The sequence below is a fragment of the Vibrio sp. STUT-A16 genome (assembly GCF_026000495.1).
GTDB classification, from domain to species: domain Bacteria; phylum Pseudomonadota; class Gammaproteobacteria; order Enterobacterales; family Vibrionaceae; genus Vibrio; species Vibrio diabolicus.
Genome location: NZ_AP026766.1, coordinates 1,491,394 through 1,511,076 on the forward strand (window position 1 = coordinate 1,491,394; position 19,683 = coordinate 1,511,076).

General features: G+C 44.1%; 19 protein-coding genes. 10 read left to right on the forward strand and 9 right to left on the reverse strand.

What is annotated here, in order from left to right; all coding sequences use genetic code 11:
* Nucleotides 1-59 precede the first annotated feature (59 nt).
* Together OO778_RS23370 and OO778_RS23375 are read right to left on the reverse strand one after the other, a co-directional pair.
* A complete protein-coding gene (locus OO778_RS23370) occupies nt 60-1,115 on the reverse strand; it encodes a site-specific integrase (protein ID WP_264911911.1) in 1,056 nt (351 codons plus the stop codon).
* A gap of 313 nt (nt 1,116-1,428) precedes the next feature.
* Nucleotides 1,429-1,638 carry a cold-shock protein gene (locus OO778_RS23375; RefSeq protein WP_005375625.1) on the reverse strand — a complete coding sequence of 70 codons (210 nt, stop codon included), beginning with the start codon at nt 1,636-1,638 and terminating at the stop codon, nt 1,429-1,431.
* 365 nt (nt 1,639-2,003) lie between these two features.
* Between OO778_RS23375 and OO778_RS23380 the strand changes: the two genes are divergently transcribed.
* The 9 genes from OO778_RS23380 (at nt 2,004) to OO778_RS23420 (ending at nt 12,123) form a co-directional block, all read left to right on the forward strand.
* Entirely contained in the window at nt 2,004-2,291 is a 288-nt protein-coding gene (locus OO778_RS23380) for a ribosome alternative rescue factor ArfA (RefSeq protein ID WP_264911913.1), read from the forward strand.
* Nucleotides 2,292-2,488: 197 nt separating this feature from the next.
* Nucleotides 2,489-3,931, forward strand: a complete 1,443-nt coding sequence (locus tag OO778_RS23385; protein WP_104970152.1) for a sensor domain-containing diguanylate cyclase — start codon at nt 2,489-2,491, stop codon at nt 3,929-3,931.
* 117 nt (nt 3,932-4,048) lie between these two features.
* Nucleotides 4,049-4,795, forward strand: a complete 747-nt coding sequence (locus OO778_RS23390) for an outer membrane lipoprotein-sorting protein (protein WP_046873698.1) — start codon at nt 4,049-4,051, stop codon at nt 4,793-4,795.
* Between the two features lie 34 nt (nt 4,796-4,829).
* Nucleotides 4,830-6,059 carry an FtsX-like permease family protein gene (locus tag OO778_RS23395; RefSeq protein ID WP_074189927.1) on the forward strand — a complete coding sequence of 410 codons (1,230 nt, stop codon included), beginning with the start codon at nt 4,830-4,832 and terminating at the stop codon, nt 6,057-6,059.
* On the forward strand, nt 6,049-7,284 hold the full coding sequence (locus OO778_RS23400) for an FtsX-like permease family protein (RefSeq protein ID WP_046873696.1): 1,236 nt from the start codon (nt 6,049-6,051) through the stop codon (nt 7,282-7,284). Before OO778_RS23395 ends, OO778_RS23400 begins: the two co-directional genes overlap by 11 nt.
* On the forward strand, nt 7,284-8,000 hold the full coding sequence (locus OO778_RS23405; protein WP_264911917.1) for an ABC transporter ATP-binding protein: 717 nt from the start codon (nt 7,284-7,286) through the stop codon (nt 7,998-8,000). Before OO778_RS23400 ends, OO778_RS23405 begins: the two co-directional genes overlap by 1 nt.
* The gene (locus tag OO778_RS23410) at nt 7,990-9,198 is read left to right on the forward strand and encodes a hypothetical protein (RefSeq protein WP_074189929.1); all 1,209 of its coding nucleotides are present in this window, start codon (nt 7,990-7,992) and stop codon (nt 9,196-9,198) included. The genes OO778_RS23405 and OO778_RS23410 overlap by 11 nt, the downstream gene beginning before the upstream one ends.
* A 144-nt stretch (nt 9,199-9,342) precedes the next feature.
* Complete coding sequence (locus tag OO778_RS23415) at nt 9,343-11,343, forward strand: methyl-accepting chemotaxis protein (RefSeq protein WP_074189930.1); 2,001 nt, start codon at nt 9,343-9,345, stop codon at nt 11,341-11,343.
* A 300-nt stretch (nt 11,344-11,643) separates the two neighbouring features.
* The gene (locus tag OO778_RS23420) at nt 11,644-12,123 is read left to right on the forward strand and encodes a Dps family protein (RefSeq protein WP_074189931.1); all 480 of its coding nucleotides are present in this window, start codon (nt 11,644-11,646) and stop codon (nt 12,121-12,123) included.
* 99 nt (nt 12,124-12,222) lie between these two features.
* On the opposite strand, the gene OO778_RS23425 is transcribed toward OO778_RS23420, so the two are convergent.
* From OO778_RS23425 to OO778_RS23445, 5 genes are all read right to left on the reverse strand, one after another.
* Nucleotides 12,223-12,843, reverse strand: coding sequence for an HAD-IA family hydrolase (locus tag OO778_RS23425; protein ID WP_074189932.1), 621 nt, complete (start codon nt 12,841-12,843; stop codon nt 12,223-12,225).
* A gap of 142 nt (nt 12,844-12,985) precedes the next feature.
* Nucleotides 12,986-14,062, reverse strand: coding sequence for a PQQ-dependent sugar dehydrogenase (locus OO778_RS23430; RefSeq protein WP_074189933.1), 1,077 nt, complete (start codon nt 14,060-14,062; stop codon nt 12,986-12,988).
* 138 nt (nt 14,063-14,200) lie between these two features.
* On the reverse strand, nt 14,201-15,349 hold the full coding sequence (gene yiaY, locus OO778_RS23435) for an L-threonine dehydrogenase (protein WP_005391135.1): 1,149 nt from the start codon (nt 15,347-15,349) through the stop codon (nt 14,201-14,203).
* A 333-nt stretch (nt 15,350-15,682) separates the two neighbouring features.
* Nucleotides 15,683-16,333: an isoprenoid biosynthesis glyoxalase ElbB gene (elbB, locus tag OO778_RS23440; protein ID WP_074189934.1), complete on the reverse strand. Its 651-nt coding sequence runs from the start codon at nt 16,331-16,333 to the stop codon at nt 15,683-15,685.
* Between the two features lie 12 nt (nt 16,334-16,345).
* Complete coding sequence (locus tag OO778_RS23445) at nt 16,346-16,495, reverse strand: hypothetical protein (protein ID WP_006742043.1); 150 nt, start codon at nt 16,493-16,495, stop codon at nt 16,346-16,348.
* Nucleotides 16,496-16,615: 120 nt separating this feature from the next.
* Between OO778_RS23445 and yddG the strand changes: the two genes are divergently transcribed.
* Nucleotides 16,616-17,518 (forward strand): aromatic amino acid DMT transporter YddG, encoded by a 903-nt coding sequence (gene yddG / locus OO778_RS23450; RefSeq protein WP_074189935.1) that lies wholly within the window; start codon nt 16,616-16,618, stop codon nt 17,516-17,518.
* A 90-nt stretch (nt 17,519-17,608) separates the two neighbouring features.
* Here the strand turns inward: yddG and OO778_RS23455 are convergent, their stop codons facing one another.
* Nucleotides 17,609-18,505 (reverse strand): cation diffusion facilitator family transporter, encoded by an 897-nt coding sequence (locus tag OO778_RS23455; RefSeq protein ID WP_005391129.1) that lies wholly within the window; start codon nt 18,503-18,505, stop codon nt 17,609-17,611.
* Between the two features lie 176 nt (nt 18,506-18,681).
* Entirely contained in the window at nt 18,682-19,560 is an 879-nt protein-coding gene (locus tag OO778_RS23460; RefSeq protein WP_006742040.1) for a LysR family transcriptional regulator, read from the reverse strand.
* Nucleotides 19,561-19,683 lie beyond the last annotated feature (123 nt).

The window sequence follows — 19,683 nt, forward strand, 5'->3', positions numbered from 1 at the left end:
AGACTGCGGGCGCCGCTCCGACCGACACATGATAAAAAGCCGCTTCTTAGCGGCTTTTTTCATATCTTTCGTTCATGCAACTTATGCGGAAACAACTGAGTGTAAACTTGCCATAGAGTGTTGAGATTGCGGTGTCCCGTTACCTGAGCGACTTCTTCAATGCTGAACCCTTTCTCAAACAAGCGACTTGCACCTTCACGGCGTAGGTCATGATACCTGAGATTATCAATTCCGATCTTTTGGCAAACCTCTCCAAATCCTCGACCAACTGAGCGCTCATTATAGGGGAAGATACATGCGCTTTTACGTTCTTGACGCATGACAATGTCAAAGGCGCCGCCTAACAGTGGCACAACCATGTGGTTACCGGTTTTCTTACGAGGGTCTTTTCTGTCTCGGACGATAACAGTCTTTTGCTCTTCGTTTAGGTCTTCCCATCGAATTCGGCATACCTCACCAACTCTCATACAGCTAAGAATGCTAAAGTCGAGTAAATCAGAGTAGGGGATTTTGTTCTCTCTACGCTGTTCGCGTTCTTCTAGTGCTTGTTTTAGCAGTTCTAGTTCGCTGGCTGTTGGACGTCTAGTTCGTTTCTCAGATTTACCAATTAGCTTCATTTCAGTGAGAATTGGCGTGGTTTCAATTATGGTGGCAAGGTTGGCAGCTACATTGAAGACAGGTTTGGCTTTTTTGAAGATAGAGCGCAGGTAGTAAACATCACTGTAAACGGTTGAAGGTTTAGTTCCGGTGGCGCAGCGGTTTCTACAGTGGTCAATTAAGTCTTTGGATGTTAGTTCATCAGCATGGATTTTAGCAATGTCACAGTCGCGCAGAAACTTGATGATTGTCTGCTTAGAACGCCCTGTATTGTCCCAAAGCTCTCGATTCTCTATAAACATATCAATCAAGTGCCCAATGGGGATTGAGCGTTCCTGAGCGCCTCCTTCTTCCAATTTTCGGACTTCATTCTTTGCCCAAGCAGTGGCGAGCGTCTTCTTCTTATGTGTTTTAGAAAAACGCTTTGCGATTTTGCCGCGGTGTTTGACTGTAACCGTTGCTTTATAGCGAGACTCACCACTTGCTAAGGTTCGTTTTTCAATACTAAACGATGCCATTGTTTGAGATCTCCAAGGTGTACCAGAAAGGTATTTTAAGGGGTACAAAAGGTGTACCGCGCATCGGAGATTATAGCACTTTATACTAAATCATCTACATTGAGATGCTTTGTTAAGTGGTTGAATTTGTTGTGGTAGTGAGGGCCGTCTAGATGGGGTAAGGGGTGGCAGTATTAGGTGAGATTTCAGTGTAACTTATAAATAGTCGGTTTAAGAGCCATGGATTTATATCGTTTTTTGTTGGCAAAAATAAGTTATAGACAAAAAAATAGCCAGCTTTAGAAGCTGGCTATCGTATCAAATTCTTTAAGAATTAAAGTACTTTGATTTGCTCTGCTTGAGGGCCTTTTTGACCTTGAGAGATAACAAATTCTACTTTCTGGCCTTCAACTAGAGTACGGAAGCCGTCACCAGTGATTGCAGAGAAGTGAGCAAATACGTCAGGACCGTTTTCTTGTTGAATGAAACCGAAGCCTTTAGTTTCGTTGAACCACTTAACTGTGCCAGTAGCTGTGTTAGACATGTCTATTTCCTAAATATCTAAATAATGTAATCTTTCGCCTCAACGGCGCTTATAGCGTGGAAAAATAAATTGCTATTGCGTACCACAGGACGACGGGTTACAAGTAATCCAACGAAATGTGAAAACAAAGAACTTTCTTTCTAGCCGTGTTTGAGTCTAGGTTAATTCCACGAAGAGTCAACATATATTAGTGCTTTATGGACAAATATTTGTATTTAGTCACTATTTAACCAGCATGTTTTTGATTAAATTTCAAATAAATGACGGTGATGTGAAGTTTTTCAGCATAACATTCAACTAAATCTATAAATTTGACTTATTTATATAATTATTGTCCAATCTGGTTCGACCATTAAGGAGGATTTATGGCAAAACCTAAAACCAGTCCTCAGCCGAATGAGTTACAACACGAGACCGATTTCGGCAGAGGTGAAATCAAGGACAATGCGTTAAAAGCGGTTGTCACCAGTCAATTGTTCAGAACACGAGTCGTAAAAGCGAAAAAAGGTAAAGGCAGCTTCAGTCGGAAAATGAAGCATAGAGGCAAAGAGCCCTATTCAAAGTTCTCCCCGATGTGGATTTTGAATAGGGCTTTTTTTATTGATGCTGCTTTTTATCAACCTATTCAAATTCAATGGTTTAGTGTTAGTTAAATCACTCTTATCTCACCTTATACTGGCTAGCTTTCTTCTTAAAACTAGACGCTGAAAAGTACCAAATAAGTACTAAAACCTACTAAGTTAGATTCATATCAATAGGAGCCACTTCCTGTCCGACACCGCTCTGCTATATCTTTAGATCAGACAAAACAGCCGAGATTATGGTTTAAAAAGACTGGTGAGAAGTAGGTATGTCATCGACGAGTTATGGTACTTATGGTTGCAAGTGTACAAAAGCGTGTGCTTCTTTGTTACTACTATGGCTGTCTATTTGCCCGATGACGTATGCGCACAAGTCAGAGTCTCATTCTTTAATAGTTGCTAACTCCAAAGCTTGGAAGCCATTCTCTTACCTTAGCCCAGACGGTGAACCCAAAGGCATTTTGATCGACTTCTGGAAAGCGTATGCGGCGGACAACCAAATTGATGTTCAGTTTCTGCTTCTTGATTGGGAGGCTTCTTTACAGGCCGTAAAAGAGGGGCGTGCTGACTTTCACGCGGGATTAGTTTACTCATCGGAAAGAGCCGATTACTTGGATTTTGGCGCAGTTATCATGCCCATTCAAACCAAATTATATGTCAATCAAGACGTGCTTTCGATTGATGTCAAAAGTGTTTTAGCTGGTGAAATGACGTTGCCAATTGGTGTCGTTAAAGGAAGTTACGAGTCTGAGTTTATTAAGACGAATTATCCTAATGCGCCTATTGCAGAGTACATTAATAACGACACGATGATACAGGCCGCTGTCGCTAAGAAGGTGCTGTATTTTGTCGCGGACCTTCAAGTTGCTAACTTTTATATGGCAACTATGCCGGGAGCAGGCATGTTTGTTCCTGTAATAAATTTATATAGTAAAGACCTTCGGATTGCAGCAGGGTTGCATAGTTCTGCTTCCATTTTGGATGTCTCTCGAGCGTTTGAAAAAGTTATCGATACAGATCGAGAAAGGATCCTCAATCGGTGGAGTGTGGTGAAAACGGTCTATCCTCTTTATCTCCTACCTATTGCGATTTTCGTTATGGCGGTCGCGACGCTGTATCATATCTTCGCACTCAAACGCATGGTTGCGCTGCGCACAAGACAATTGACGATTGCTAACCAGCAATTGCTGGAGATGACGTTAACGGATTCCCTAACAAAACTCTACAACCGTAGACACTTGATTGAACAATTGGCGCTCTTGAATCACTTGCAGCGAAGCTTGACGGTAATGGTATTTGATATTGATGATTTTAAATCAATTAATGACCAATACGGTCATCTTGTCGGAGATAGAGCGATAGTGGCCGTGGCTGAAACAGCAAAATCAATGACTGATGAACGTATGACATTGGCGAGAATTGGCGGAGAAGAGTTCGCACTCGTGACGGCATCGCTCTCTGAGCGAGAAGCGCGCGACTTTGCTCAAATGCTCTGCAAAGCCGTGTACGAACAACCTATTATCCTTGGCGGGCAAGCGATTCATTTGAGCATTAGCTTAGGCTGCGCATACTACCCTGAATTTACTCACATCGTGAATTTACAAGACGCTGATCAACTGATGTATCAAGGTAAGTCTGAAGGTAAAAATCGCTCGGTGTTTCAAGTTATAACAGACAGCCAGGTTCAACCTGAGCTTCGTCAAGTCCCTTAGCGTTTTTGAGTCACCAATCGCTATTTCTAAATCCTCACTTGCTATACTCAATTGAATTTAAAATTATTATACCCGTTTAGCTTCAAATTCTAGGTCGTGTCGGTACAAAGGGAAGGTATGTATAAAACGTTTTGTGTTCTCGCTTGTGTACTTCTCTCTTCTTTTTCTTACGCTGAGAGCGCTTTCGATATAGTCCAAAAGTCTGATCAAGCGATGCGCGGGAAATCTAGTTATAGCGAAGCCACCATGAAAATTGTTCGCCCTGACTGGTCACGTTCAATGACCATGAAGAGTTGGACGAAAGGTACGGAATTATCTTTGGTCTTGGTGACTGCTCCGGCGAAAGATAAAGGTAGCGCCTCGTTAAAACGTCATAGAGAAATGTGGAATTGGGTGCCGAGTATAGAGCGAGTGATTAAAATTGCGCCATCCATGCTCAGTCAGTCTTGGATGGGATCAGACTTCACGAATGATGATTTAATTAACCAATCTTCTATTGTTGTCGATTATCAACATCAACTGCTTCAAAGTGAAACCTTTGATGGCGACAAAGTTTGGGTAGTTGATGCACTTGCCAAGCCTGACGCCCCAGTGGTTTGGAGCAAAGTCAGACTGTGGATTTCTCAAACGAGCTTGTTACAGCGCAAAGTCGAGTTTTACGATGAATTTGATGAACTGGTAAATGTTTTGACGACTTACGATGTGAAAACGTTGGGTGGGCGAGACGTTGCGACTCGCATGGAGATGCAGCCGATAGATAAACCAGGAAATAAAACGGTTTTGATTACGCACGAAGCGCAATTTGATTTTGATATCGATGATGACTTTTTCTCCCAGCAGCAAATGAAGGCTCTGCGAGATTAGGGTGGATTTTGGTTTAGATAAGAGGTGAGATCGGATGCTCATCAAGCTCGCATGGCGAAATCTATGGCGGCAAAAACGGCGGACATTGTTAACCGCTTCTGCGTTAGCTCTTGTTCTGTTTCTCTCCTTACTGACTCGAGCGTTCCAAGAAGGAAGTTACTCCTCAAATATTAAAAACGCTGCGAAGTTCTATACGGGATTAATTCAGCTACAACATCCCGATTTTGGGGACTCCTCTAGCATTGATGATGTCCTTCCACAAACGCCTGCGTTCATTGCATCTGCCAAAAATAATCCTGATATCGACATCGTTCTGCCGAGAATTGAGTCATTTGCGCTTGCCGCCAAAGACGAACGATCCAAAGGCGTGATGGTGCTCGGCGTTGAGCCTGACGCTGAAGATAGCTACTCCAGCATTAGTGACAAAATCGTACAAGGGCGCTTTATTGCATCTGGACAAAACTCGGTGCTTGTTGGTGAGGGTTTGGCAAACTACCTTCATTTGAACGTTGGTGATGAACTGGTGTTGTATGGTTCGGGTTATCGTGGTCAAACGGCGGCTGGACTGTATCAGGTGTCCGGTATTTTGCACTTTCCTTTGCAGCAGTTAGATTCTCAGTTGGTCTACATGCCTCTTGATACCGCACAAGCGTTGTATTCGCTTGATAACCAAGTCACCGCATGGGTCCTTAACACTCAAAGTTTACGCGTGTTGCCTGACATTGTTAAACAACTAAAGCGCCACTACGGGAATGGCGTCGCAGTAAAAAGCTGGCAGGAGCTGTCGCCAGAACTTTCTCAACAGATAGCCTTGGACAAAGCGGGTGGGATCTTTTTGATCTATATCTTGTACGGCATTGTTGGTTTTGGCCTGTTTGCCACGATTTTGATGATGACGTTAGAGCGCCAGCGTGAATTTGCGGTGATGCTCGCGACGGGTATGTTGCGCAGCAAGCTTATGGGGCTCGTCGCCATTGAATCGATGTTTATCTCCGTTATTGGTCTTGTGCTCGGTATCTTGATCAGCGCGCCTGTGCTTGCGTATTTCTATATCAATCCGATTGAGATTACAGGCGATGCTGCACAAGTGATGCTGGAGAGTGGCTTTGAACCAATCGTACCTGTTTCGCTAGAGCCGTATTTGTTAATTGATCAAATTCTTGTCGTTCTCGTTATTTTATCGTTATGTCTGATGTATCCGATGGCTAGACTTCTTCGCTTGCCCATTGCTAGTGGGCTAAAAGGAGGCGCGCATGTTGATTAAATTGGCGTGGCGTAATTTATGGCGGAACAAGCTCAGAACTTCCATTATGCTAGGAGCGATGGTGTTCGGCTTAATGGGCGTTGTTGCCATGATTGGATTCATGAACGGTTTGGTCGACAGCATGATCAAAAACGCGATTGCGTGGCAAACCAGTCATCTACAAGTGCATCAGAAATCCTACCTTAATAATCCTGACCTTAGTGACACAATAACGAATTATCAAACGATAACGGCCGCTTTGGCTGCACATCAAGATGTTAAAGCGGTATCGGCGCGATTTCTTGCTGATGGCATGATTGCTTCTGCGCGTAGTACGAGAGGCGTTCGGATCAATGGCATCAATATTGAACAAGAGCAAAGTATCACACCGCTTACAAGCCATGTGATAGACGGAGAATGGTTAAACGAAGTGGGAAGAAACCCCATTCTTGTTTCGCAAAAAACCGCAAATCGGTTGAAGCTGCGTGTTGGATCGAAAGTGGTTTTAACATTATCTGACATCAAGGGTGATGTATCTGGCGCAGCTTTTCGCGTTCGAGGTATTTTTAAAACGCCATCCACCACGTTTGATGACGGTAATGTCTACGTCCGTAAAGTCGATCTCGAAACAATCGCAGGCTTGTCGGGTGCGCATGAAATTGGCGTTTTATTGAACTCCAACGAGACTAAACAGCTAGAAAGTGCAGAGGCATTTACGTTATCAATATTGCCACAAGCCAACCGTGAACAATTGGTCGTGAGAAAATGGCAAGAAATACAGCCTTTACTCGCAACAATGATGAGCTCAATGGATATCTCTAACCAAATTATGTTGGTCGTTTTCGTACTTGCCATGACTCTCGGAATCATCAACATCATGCTGATGTCAGTTTTTGAAAGAACGAGAGAGTTTGGGGTGTTAATGGCGGTTGGCATGCAGCAGCATAAAATTCGCACACTGATTATTTTGGAAACGCTATTCCTTGGTTTGAGTGGTTGCGCGTTAGGGTTATTAGGAAGCGCAGTCATGCTGAAAATACTGAGTATTACTGGCTTATCGCTTGGCGCACTTGCGGATGGATTAGGTGCTTATGGCGTCGATACCTTGCTTTATCCAAGAGTATCGTTTTACGAGTATCAATTGATTATTGTGGCTATTTTTGTCGCGAGCTTATTTGCGGCTTTGTATCCAGCAAGGCAAATTCTCAAACATCGACCTGCGGATGCCATGGCGGAGAAAACGTAATGACGATTAAATTGGAAGGCTTATCCAAGACGTACAACCCAAAGAGTGACTTCCCGGTACATGCGGTTCAGAGCGTAGATTTGGAGATCAAGCAAGGTGAGTTTGTTGCTATTATGGGACCTTCTGGTTCAGGGAAAACGACGCTACTAAACATGTTGGGCGGGATCGATTCACCTACATCAGGACGCGTGGAAATTGATGGATGCTTAATCTCTGATATGTCAGAAAAAGAGTTGATCGCTTATCGGCGCGATAACATTGGTTTTATCTTCCAAGATTATAGCCTGCTCCCCGTACTGACAGCTCTTGAAAACGTCGAGTTTGTTATGCAATTGCAAGGGAAAACAGAAAGGGAATATCGTGAACGCGCCAGCGCATTACTGCAACAGGTTGGATTATCGCAGCAGATGCATAAACGTCCGAGTCAAATGTCTGGAGGCCAACAACAGAGAGTTGCGGTTGCAAGAGCATTGGCACCAAAACCAAGGTTTGTAATGGCAGATGAGCCTACCGCCAACTTAGACGCAAAAAGTACAGCCGAGCTGCTTGATATAATGGAACAACTCAGCGAAAAAGAAGGCACCACATTTATCTTTTCTACCCATGATCCTAGAGTTATTAAGCGCGCGCATCGAATCATAGTATTTGAGGACGGGCGTTTGGCTCGAGATTTTGCCAACATTGATAACACCATAGAGAAGAGCCATGCATGGTAGAGTAGAAGGCGTAAGCTTACTATCCAAGTTATTGTGGCTTATTTTTGCGTTAAGTCCTGCGGTAATTTGCATTAAAATTAATGCCAGCATACCGGGTTTGGAGCCTGAAAAAGCATGGGATATCAATGGCTATGTGAAATACATGGCGACCTATAGTATGCCTGACGAGCAGGGTAATACCCTTGACCATCTACTCCATAACCGGATTAACGTTGAATATCGTTTTTCTCCTGAATGGCGAATAAATCTTGGTATCAGGAATAGAGCATTGTGGGGCGATGCGCTTGAGATTCCTCAATATGCGGAACTCGTGGCGCTTGATAATGGGTATTTTGATCTAAGCAAAAACTGGCGAGAAGATAATGTAATCCTCAATACCCAACTGGATCGACTCTACGTCTCTTGGAGTGACCAAGATTGGGGTGCAAGGTTAGGGCGGTTCCGGGTCAACTGGTCAATGAACACCATTTGGAACCCAAACGACATCTACAACGCCTATTCTATTTACGACTTTGATTACGAAGAGCGGGCGGGCACCGACGCTGTCATGGTGAGTAAAAAACTTGGGTTTGCCGACGGGTTAGATCTCGTTTTCTCTCCGTCAAAGCAGTCTAAAGAAAACAGCACGTCACTACGATATTTCTCCAACGTTTCTGGTTGGGACTATCAAATCATTGCGGGCCGATCTCGGCAAGACTATGTTCTTGGAGCAGGGTTCGCGACTGATATCTATCAAGCCGGGTTTCGAGGCGAGTTAAGCTGGTTTGATCCTATTGATACAGAGCATCAAGGTCAGCCTACTGAGGATACGACAGTCGCTAGTTTGGAGTCAGATTACAGTTTTGGTGGTGTGCGTAACTGGATGGTGAGAGGTGCTTGGTTGTTTATTTCTGAACCAAAGCCAGCGAGCAGCGCATTAACTTACCTAAACCTCCCTCTCTCTGCGAAAACCTTGAGCTTCACGGAGCATACTGTTTATGCCGATGCTAGCTTCGACTTAACGGCGCTCAACCGCGTCACCTTATCGGCTAGTTACTATGATGATGGCTCTTACTTTGCTGGATTATCCAGCAGCTATTCGCTCAGTAATAATTGGCAACTGCTAACTGTAGTTCAACATTTTAACGGTACGGACGGCAGCTTATTTGGAGAAACACCTGCAACTTTGGTGTTTGCTAATATCCGGTATAGTTACTAGAGACGCCTTTCATTTAGCTGCTATCCCTAAATAATGCAATCAATCACAAATAATGCCTTGTTCTGAAGTTGTTTTTGATACAAGCATTTAACATTTTTATAAACATCGTTATATTTAAGGCTCATCGTTGTCAGGAGTTTATGGATGAACCTTACGATATCAGGGAAGTTGCAGCTCAGTTTTGTGCTGCTAGCCGTACTTTTTATGGCATCAGCGGTATTCACGTATCGCAACGTCACCACCGTAGAGCAATACGCCTCTTCGCTACTTAAATCCGATTTACCGACCGTAGACACCAGTCGCGGTATCCAACAGTCCGTTCAAGCGTCGTTGTCTTCTATTCGAGCCTACATGTTGCTAGGTGGCGATGAAGAGGCGAGCGCACGTCTGAGTGAGGACGTGCGTAATATTATGGCGTCAACAGACGAGTCGCTTCCAACGTTGCAGGCTTTGATCTCTGAACAGGATTTTCAAGCGACTCAAAGCCAGTGGGACGCGGTAAAAGTCTCTTTGAACAAGCTGATTAAACTTAGCCACAGTGATGAGAACTTACCCGCGCACAACCTCTTTATTAACGAAGCGGCACCCATTGCAGAAGTGGCACTTGATCAGCTTCAAAGCTTAATCAATGAAGAGTCAGGAAACCCATTTGGTGGAGACAGAAAACGTCTGTTTAAAGTCTACGCCGACAGCTATACCTCGCTCGCTAAGGCTCTGTCCGCCTTGCGAGACTTCCTGTTGTACGGCCAGCAAGATCATCTGGACAAATACCACGACTTGATTAAGTACCACAATCAGTCTGTGGCGGAAATCGATAGCAAACTCGACAGACTGACTGATAACGACCAATCACTGTGGTCACTGTTTAAAGAAATGCAGCAACTGTACTTTCCTTTAGCAGAGCAGGTGATCGCATTGCGTCAGTCGCCAGAGTGGAACGAATCAAACTTGCTGATGGCGAACGAACTGTTGCCAGCAGCAGATGCCCTAGATCAAAGTTTAGAAACGATCGTATTAGCTCAGCAAAGTCGTGCTGATCAAAGCGGACAGGGTATTAATCAGTCGATCAAGAACGTACTGACCACTATGTTGATTGCAGCGGCATTAGTTTTGTTTGCCGCAGTAGCGATTTCAAAATACATGGGCAACACCATTGGTCGCCGAGTGAAAAACTTATCGGAGCGTGCAAAGACGATCGCTTCAGGGGACGTTTCTCAGCCTCCGCTCACCGTTGTTGGGAAAGATGAATTGGCAGACCTTACCGATTCGATTAACCGCATGAACCAATCGTTAGCGAGCATTGTGTCAGGGGTGAGTGAAAAAGCGCACCAAGTGGATGCCAGTATGGGGGCTTTGTTGGAATCGGCGCAAGTCACCTCATCGAATGTGGAACAGCAACAGACCAGCATTGTTGAAATGGGAAGCCAATTGGATGAGATCGCTTTAGCCGCGCGTAACACCCTAGATCAAGCCAATCAATCGGTGCAGAAGCTCTCTGATTCAAAAGGCGAGATTGAACAAGGTCGTGATGCTTTAGAGCAAAACAAAGTCACCATGGAAAGCTTACATGGCAGCATTGAAACCGCGAGTACGCAAGTGACGCAGTTAAGCAAAGAGAGCGAAGCCATTGGCCGAGTTACGGAGGTGATTGAAGGCTTGGCAGAGCAGACTAACTTACTGGCATTGAATGCGGCGATAGAAGCCGCGCGTGCGGGTGATCAAGGACGAGGCTTTGCGGTTGTGGCGGACGAAGTGCGTATGTTAGCGACTCGCACTACTCAATCGACGACAGAAATCAACGGCATCATCAATGCGATTCAACGCTCGACTAATTCGGTAGTTGAGGAAATTGAACACAGCCAATCACTTGCGGAGCAAGGCGCGGAGCACATTGAAAAAGCGGTAACTCGTTTGCTTGTTACTACTGAGCAAATTGGCTCTTTGAATGAACAAATGGCAGAACTTGCGGCAGCGGCAGAGCAGCAATCTCATGCGACTAGTTCGATCACTGGATTGATGTCCGATATTACTCAATCAGTGGATGAGGTTTCGAATAACAGCCAACGTGCATCAGAGACGTCATTGCAAGTAAAAGAGCAAGTTACCGAGCTTAATCAACAGATGGCAACTTTCAAAACGGCGTAGATGAGGTTTACATCTTTTCATCTACTTTTGCTCGTTAACCAAATAGTAAAAAAGCCCCAACCCTTTTTACACAAAAAGGGTTGGGGCTTTTTGTTGGATGATACGCCGATATTCGTCTGCTTGCTCATTGGATTTGGCTATTTAAATCATAGCTAAAACCAAATTTTCTTCACCGAGCCGGAGTCGTAATATGACTCCATCGGCAGCAAATACTGCAAAAGAATTTTTAAACTTTATACCAATCTGAGTAAGAGAATCGTTCGTTACTACGATTGGTATCATCCTTCTAGGAGTAAGATTATGAACAAACAAGTAAGCCTAATTGGTCTAGACAGCGAACAATCAGCACAACTAGCTCAACAGCTAAATCAACTGCTAGCACATTACCAAGTGTTGTACATGAACTCTCGCGGTTACCACTGGAACATTAAAGGTGCGCAATTCTTCGAACTGCACGTAAAATTTGAAGAGATCTATACTGATCTACAAACTAAAATCGATGAGCTTGCAGAGCGTATTCTAACTTTGGGTCATACGCCAGCGCACGCATTCAGCAACTACTTGGAAGCAAGTGAAATTAAAGAACATCAAAACGCGACTTCTGGTGAGGAGTGTGTACAAGGTCTGGTTCAAGGCTTTAGCGTTCTACTTCTAAAACAGCGTGAGATTCTGCAAAACGCGGGTGAAGCAGGCGACGAAGGTACCGCGGCATTGATGGGTGACTACATCCGTGAGCAAGAAAAATTAATGTGGATGCTTAACGCTTACCTACAAGGCTAAGCGACGCATCACCCAAGCACTCACTTCGGGGCGCATAAATAAATCGGGAATAAGTCAAAGGAGCACGCGAGTGCTCCTTTTGTTTATGAAAGTACCTAGTTAGTCGTGAATGTGCTTAAAAGACTGAAAATGTTCGAGTAAATCGGTCAGTTCTGTTACAGCAAGAGAGGCGGAGTCGTGGAATTGTGCAGTCGTATTGTGGTGAACCAAGCAGGATGGCATTTGGGCGTTGTATGCGGCTTGTAGGTCATAAAGGAAATCGCCCACATAAAGTACTTCATCTGGCATTAATCGCCACTCTTTGGCTAGGACTTGGAGTGATAAAGGATCAGGTTTTGCTGGATAGCATTCACGAGTGAGGACATGTTCAACATTAATTCGGTTATGTTCCAACTTGCGCTGCGTAGCGATCAAACAGTTGCGCGTTACTATCGCGGTTTTAACTTTATGCTGATGTAAGTATGCCAAAAGCTCGTGGCAACCCAACATCGGAGATGACTGCTCGGCATCAGAAATTTCATGATCAAAGATGACATTATGGGCATGCTCTCTCTGATGTGGATGGTCAAGCTTATCAACAAAATCCAATAAATCTTCGTTTTGTGGACAGCCTAGTTGCTGACGAAGATCTTTGAAGTTCATATCGGAGCTGACGAGTGTATTGTCTAAGTCGAAAATAACGGCTTTGACTCTTTCAAGTTTTAATGGAAAAGGAACCATGATGACCTCGTACGACTTAAACCAAGCTATCTTTCTAAAAACAAAAGGTTACTGTTAATTTTAGATTCAAACGTGTTACTTGTACGAAAATAAATCACTGATACGTCACAAATTAAATAGTCTCAATGATGTTGGTGTTTGATTACTTCTCTTCAAGACGGAAAATTTTGCCTGTATCTGTTGAAAAATAGACATAGCCATCCGGACTGATGGTGATATCTCTGACTCGCTCGCCAAGATTCTCCATCAATCTTTTTGATTCGGTGAGCTTGCCATTCTCAATAGAAACCACGTTGATGTGCGCCAGCTTCAAGGCACCGGCGAGGATTTTTCCATCCAACTCTGGGTACTTATCACCACGATACACCACCATATTGCTTGGCGCGATAGACGGAATATAAACCAACTTTGGGTCTTCCATATTCGGTAAGCTTTTCGCTTCTCCAACGTCTAACGGTCCCCAATACTCTTTACCCTGAGAGACTCTCGCCCAGCCGTAGTTTGCACCTTTCCTAATCAGGTTGATTTCATCACCACCACGAGGGCCATGCTCAATCGACCAAAGCTGTTTTGTTGCTTTGTCGTAAAACATGCCTTGTGGGTTACGGTGCCCGTAGCTCCATATTTCAGGGCGAGCCTCAGAAGTCTTGAATGGATTATCTTGTGGTACCGAGCCATCAAGATTGAGGCGAAGAATAGTGCCTGCATGGGTTTGAGTGTCTTGCCCATTATCGCGTTCGCCACGGTCCCCAATTGAGAAGTAAACCTTGTCATCGACAAACGCAATACGGCTGCCGTAATGACGGCTGGTGTCCGTGATGGCGTCGGCGACAAAGACGTCTTTCCAATCCACAAGTTGATTGTTTTTCAATTGTGCGGTCGCTAAGGCCACAGTATTTCCTTTATCGGTACGTTTGCTGTAAGTAAAGAAAAGTTGTGGATTTTGTGGAGCGGTATTCGGCACTAGAGCTACATCTAATAAACCAGCTTGCCCACTGGTGTTCACATTCGGTACTTTGAAGAGGGTTTGCTGTTTTCCCGACGCAATATTAAGTAATGAAACGGTGCCGTTTTTTTCATTCACGATCATTTGTTGCTTATCGAGAAATTCAATTCCCCATGGGATTTGAAACCCATTGGCAACCTCATTGGCACGATAGTCCGCAGCATCGATAGAAAAAGCTAGGCAAGCGAGTAGGGTCGCAGTGATAGTTCTCATGGTTCCTTCCAATATGAATCCAAGATACTTAAAAGCTAACACTAAAAGAGGACGTTTGGCAGGGTATGCGAATATAAAAAATCCCCAATACGAGATCGGGGATTGAATTAAGACTAGAGAATTGTTTACTTAGCGAGCCTACATCGCTTCTTCGAAGATCTTAGAGATCTCTTCGTGCGTTGCTTGTTTCGGGTTAGTGAAACCACAAGCGTCTTTTAGCGCGTTGTCCGCTAGGGTTGGGATGTCTTCTAGCTTCGCACCAAGTTCTTTAATGCCTGATGGGATGCCGACATCTTTAGCGAGCTCAACGATAGCATCAATGGCCGCCGCAGCACCTTGCTCTGCTGACATACCTTCAACATCAACACCCATTGCTTTAGCAACATCACGTAAACGCTCTGGACATACTTGCGCATTGTAACGTTGTACGTGAGGTAGAAGAATTGCGTTACATACACCGTGTGGCAGGTCGTAGAAGCCGCCTAGTTGGTGCGCCATTGCGTGAACGTAACCAAGAGATGCGTTGTTGAATGCCATACCTGCCATGAACTGTGCGTATGCCATTTGCTCGCGAGCTTCAAGGTTTTCACCGTTTTTCACTGCTGTGCGAAGGTGAGCTTGAATCAGTTCAATTGCTTTGATTGCTACCGCGTCAGTGATTGGTGTCGCAGCGATAGATACGTAAGCTTCGATTGCGTGTGTTAGCGCATCCATACCTGTTGCGGCAGTAAGAGACGCAGGTTTAGCAAGCATCAACTCGGGATCATTCACTGACATCAATGGTGTTGTGTGTTTGTCCACAATCGCCATCTTAATGTGGCGCTCTTCATCTGTGATGATGCAGAAACGCGTCATTTCAGAAGCAGTACCAGCCGTTGTGTTGATTGATACGAGAGGCAGCATTGGTTTTGCGGATTGGTCAACGCCTTCGTAATCGCCGATCTTGCCGCCGTTTGACGCTACTAAAGCGATACCTTTTGCACAATCGTGCGGTGAGCCGCCTCCGAGTGAGATAACGAAGTCACATTCGTTTTCTTTTAGTAAAGCTAAGCCATCATTAACGTTGGTGATAGTAGGGTTTGGTTGAGTGCCATCGTACACAACGGTTGCTACGTCGCGTTCAGTGAGAAGGTCTTGAACTTGTTTGACTACACCGATTTGGTTAAGGATCTTATCCGTAACGATCAAACCTTTTTTAAAGCCTTGAGATTGGATGCTGTCTGCTGCGTCTTTTAAACAACCAGCGCCCATTAGGTTTACCGTAGGGATAAAAAATGCACTTGTCATATTGGATAGCTCCGTCGTTATTTTTAATAATCTTTCTTAATTTGCCATTTACTGTCGCACACTCGTTTCCAGATTGAAGTTGATCTGAAGCAAGTTTACCTATTTAGAGGTATTTGCAAGAGAAAAACTGTGACAGTGATCTTGTTGCACAGCGTATAGGTGCAACACAGATATAAAGTAGAACAAATATGAAACCATTGACGCAATCGATTGGCAGAAATTGATATCTAATACGGATATATCTCTAAATTAGACTAAAGTATAAAAAATCCCCATTAATAACTTAACTATCAATGGGGGTGGGAGGTAGGTTTATAAGTTATCTATCAATAATTAGGCAATTTCAATCAGCTTTGATACTAACTTTTCGATACCTGATGCCGCTTGAGAGATATTCTCTGCCAACATATAAGCAGGGGTTGAGAGAACGAGGTGTGTTTCATCAAAAACGATATCCTCGACAGAGCAAGTGATGTGTTCACCGCCCATTTGATTAAATGCTATCGAGATCGCTTCATCGTTGCCTACGGTGCCTTTCACGCCTTGATCATAAATCATCGGAATAATGACAGGAGAAATACACAGATAACCTGCTGGCTTTTTCGCATGAGCGAATGAGCGACATGCTTGAGCTACGTGTGTATTAATCGAGCACTCAGCCCCTGATACTGCGAAGTCAGTGAGGTTTTTAGCGGCACCAAAACCGCCAGGTAAGAGTAGGGCATCAAACTCATCTGGATTCAATCTTGCAACATCATCAATATTGCCACGTGCAAGGCGTGCAGATTCCACCAACACATTTCGTGTTTCGTCCATCTCTTCGCCAGTTAGATGATTAATCACGTGTAATTGATCGATGTTAGGAGCAAAGCAATGCCATGATGCACCTTCTTTTTCAATGGCATGGAGTGCTAATACGGCTTCATGTAGTTCTGTGCCATCGTAAACACCTGAACCACTGAAGATAACTGCGACTTTTTTCATTTGAGAATTCCTTTAGTCTGAGGTTTCCGTTTGTTGCTCTGTTTCTTTTAGATGCTGAGTGCTCGAATCAGTTTCGGCGATTTCGCTATCGTCGTCTTCTTCATCATAGTAGCGCACAACAAAAGGTGTAAGCATAACACTCGAGGGCAGAAAATGTTTCATATCGACTCCAACTGCGTAATGGAGTGATTTTTATACTGATTTTTATAAAACAGTACGTTGAACCTGATCATTTTTGAGTTAAGCTGATGTTTCCTTTGGCATTCGTGAGTGGTAGGTCACATGAAATCAGTGCAATTTCGTTTCACACTTTATGGTTGTATTGCCATCCTCTCTTGGAGTTGTTTACTTGGCATTGCCAGGTTGGTAACCGAGAGCCTAGGTCCCGTGGGCGGGGCGGCCATGTTGTACTCTCTCAGTTCTATTTTCCTTCTTATCGTAGTTGGCATTCCGAAGTTATCGTACTTTTCTCCAAAGTATCTCGTGCTTGGTGGCGCGATGTTCGTTTGTTATGAAATATTTCTCGCTTTATCTCTGGGATATTCCAACTCGCGTGCGCAGGCTATTGAGGTGTCGATTGTCAATTATCTTTGGCCAGCTCTCACCGTTTTGTTTGCGGTCTTAGGCAGTAACAAAAAAACAAACTGGCTGCTTTATCCAGCGGTTGCGCTGGCGTTTATCGGAGTCGCGTGGACGGTGAGTGGTGAGAATGGCTTATCCGTTACTCAGATTATGTCCAATGTCAGTAGTAACCCTTTGGTGTACTTTATGGCTTTCGCAGGAGCAGTTATATGGGCCTTTTATTGTAATTTAACCCAGAGGCAGCAATCCAAGCATAACGCGATTACGTTGTTTTTCATTGCTACTGCTGTTTCGTTATGGGTGAAATATGCGTTTGCTGATGAGCCAGAGATGACTTTTTCATTGGAAGCAATGGGCTACCTTTTTGCTTCTGCGGCGTTGATGGCTGGTGGTTATGGTTTGTGGAACATCGCGATTGTTGGCGGAAACATGGTCTTTCTTGCGACACTTTCTTACTTTACACCCATTTTCTCTGCGCTATTTTCTTCCATTATTCTTGGTGTGACGTTGAGCCCGAGCTTTTGGCAGGGGGTTGTGATGGTTACGGTGGGCTCTTTGCTTTGCTGGGTTGTCACCAAGGAGAAGCGTGAAGCTGCAGGTTAAACCAAAATTATCTGGTTTTATCTTTGCGCTGTATGCTCAAATGACAGAAAGAAAAAAGCTCCCTCGGTCGGGAGCTTTTTCTTTCGTGCTCTAACAGTTTGCGACGTTTAAATGGAGTTGCAGTTTAAATCTGTGTTTCGACAGACGTTTCGTTAACTGAGTACGAGTTTGTTCCAACTTATCTAATGCGATGGTGTCGTCATCGACGTGCAAATCGATGTTAATACGAAGCTCTTGGCCCACTTTAGTGATACCCGCTAACTTCAGCTGGTGGTCAGATGTTTTTTCTATCTCTAGTACATCATTGCCAACGACCTGACATAGCTCTTTGCTTGGTGTCATCATTAGTAGCTCACGTAGTGCACCAACCAACATATCAAAAGGAACTTTCAGAAAGTAGAAGCCCATTAGCACCATCATCATAGGATCGGCATAAACCGCATATTCAGCGAATGGCGTTAGTGATACAACCCAAGCAGCAACAAATCCTACCGTCACCGCTACACTTAATAGCGTATCCATCTGCCACTGTTTTTTCTCTGCTTCAATCAAGCCTGATGAGAAGCGACGGCTGCGTTTCGCCATAAACCACCAAGCGTAACCACAACCGATGACGTTTACGATGCCGAATAGAGTGGCAATAGAAGCATCGACTTCACGGCCTCCGGACATCAATGCTGAAATTGCAGAGTAAAGAGAAAAGCTTACAACCACTAAAATAACAGCCGCTTTTATCGCAATAACGATTGGCTCTAAGACCGCTTTTCCAAATGGGAATACAGATTTTGAGGGCTTGTTAATATAGTAGGAAGCGGCCAGTGACAATAAAGTTAACAGTAAGCTGACCAAAGAGTAAACACCGTCAAAAACGATGACAATTGATCCTACAAGCAAGCCAAGTACCATACCACCAGCAGCGAACCCAGATGCTAAAAGGGCTGAAATGGTTAGAATACGGTTTTCGTTTTTGCTTGTCCTGTCACACATAAAAGATGCCTTTAAATTTTAATACCTTACTATTCTTCTCGCATAAGGTAATTTAGGCAACCACTAAGTGAGCAGGTTCTAATCTAAAAAGTTGCGTTTTTGTTTATGTTCTTATAAAACAATGACTTGCTGCATGATTGTGGTGCCAATAAAATTGGCGCTCACTGATAAAATGTTTAGAAGTCAAATAAATACTCGCTCAATTTATCCGCTAACCATGTCATTGCTGGGTGCTCAGTTTGACCGTTAGGTGAAAACATACAGTAGTCTTCTTGTGTCAATCCGTATGTATGCTTGATAACGGCGAGCTTTTGCTGGCGAAGGTAATGGCGGATTAATGGTTCTGGCAGTACACCCCAAGCGTCTTCTTCTAAGATGGTGTTGAGCATGTAGTCAAAACTTGAAAAGCCAATGTATCGAGTCGAGAAAGGTTGCAGTTCAGGGTTGTCTTTCTCATTTAGGTACACCATCAACGCTTGCATCTGGCTGCGTAGATCTTCGTCTGAGACTCGGCGCATCTTACTTAGGCGATGTTCTGCACTGCATACTGACATCATACGTATCTTGCCTAGCGGGTTATACACGATACGAGGATCGTCGACGCGCTCATAATCAACACCAAAGGCAAAATCCACTTGGTGGGTACTGACTAAGTTGGCTAAGTCGCCACTGGATGCCAAGATTAAGTTGAAGGTTGTGGAAGGGAATCGGTTATTCAGTGTATGAGAAAGCTCTTGCCAGAGATCATCAGGTAAGGAGTCGTCACGTGCAACCCAAACTTCCGCGTTAAAACCTTCCGAGATTTGAGCACAGGTTTTTCTTATCCGCTGTGCGATGATAAGTAGGTGTTCGCAATCTTTGTAAATGGCTTTCCCAGCTTCAGAGAGAGTGAGCTGGTTGCCAGTTCGGGTAAACAACTCAACGTTGAGATCTTTCTCTAAAGCCTTAATCGACATACTGAGTTTGGTGCGATTACAATCGAGTTGCCTTGCTGCTTCAGAAACAGAACCACACTCAGCGATGGTGCAGAAGGCTTCTACTTGAGTTAAGTTCATGATTTGACACAACCAATAAATGAATTCAAATAATTTGGGTATTATGCAGATATGCTCCCAAAGCCGTGAAAGATTATCGAAAAAAACGCGAATCCGCCAGATAAGTCTATGGTCTTTTAACGG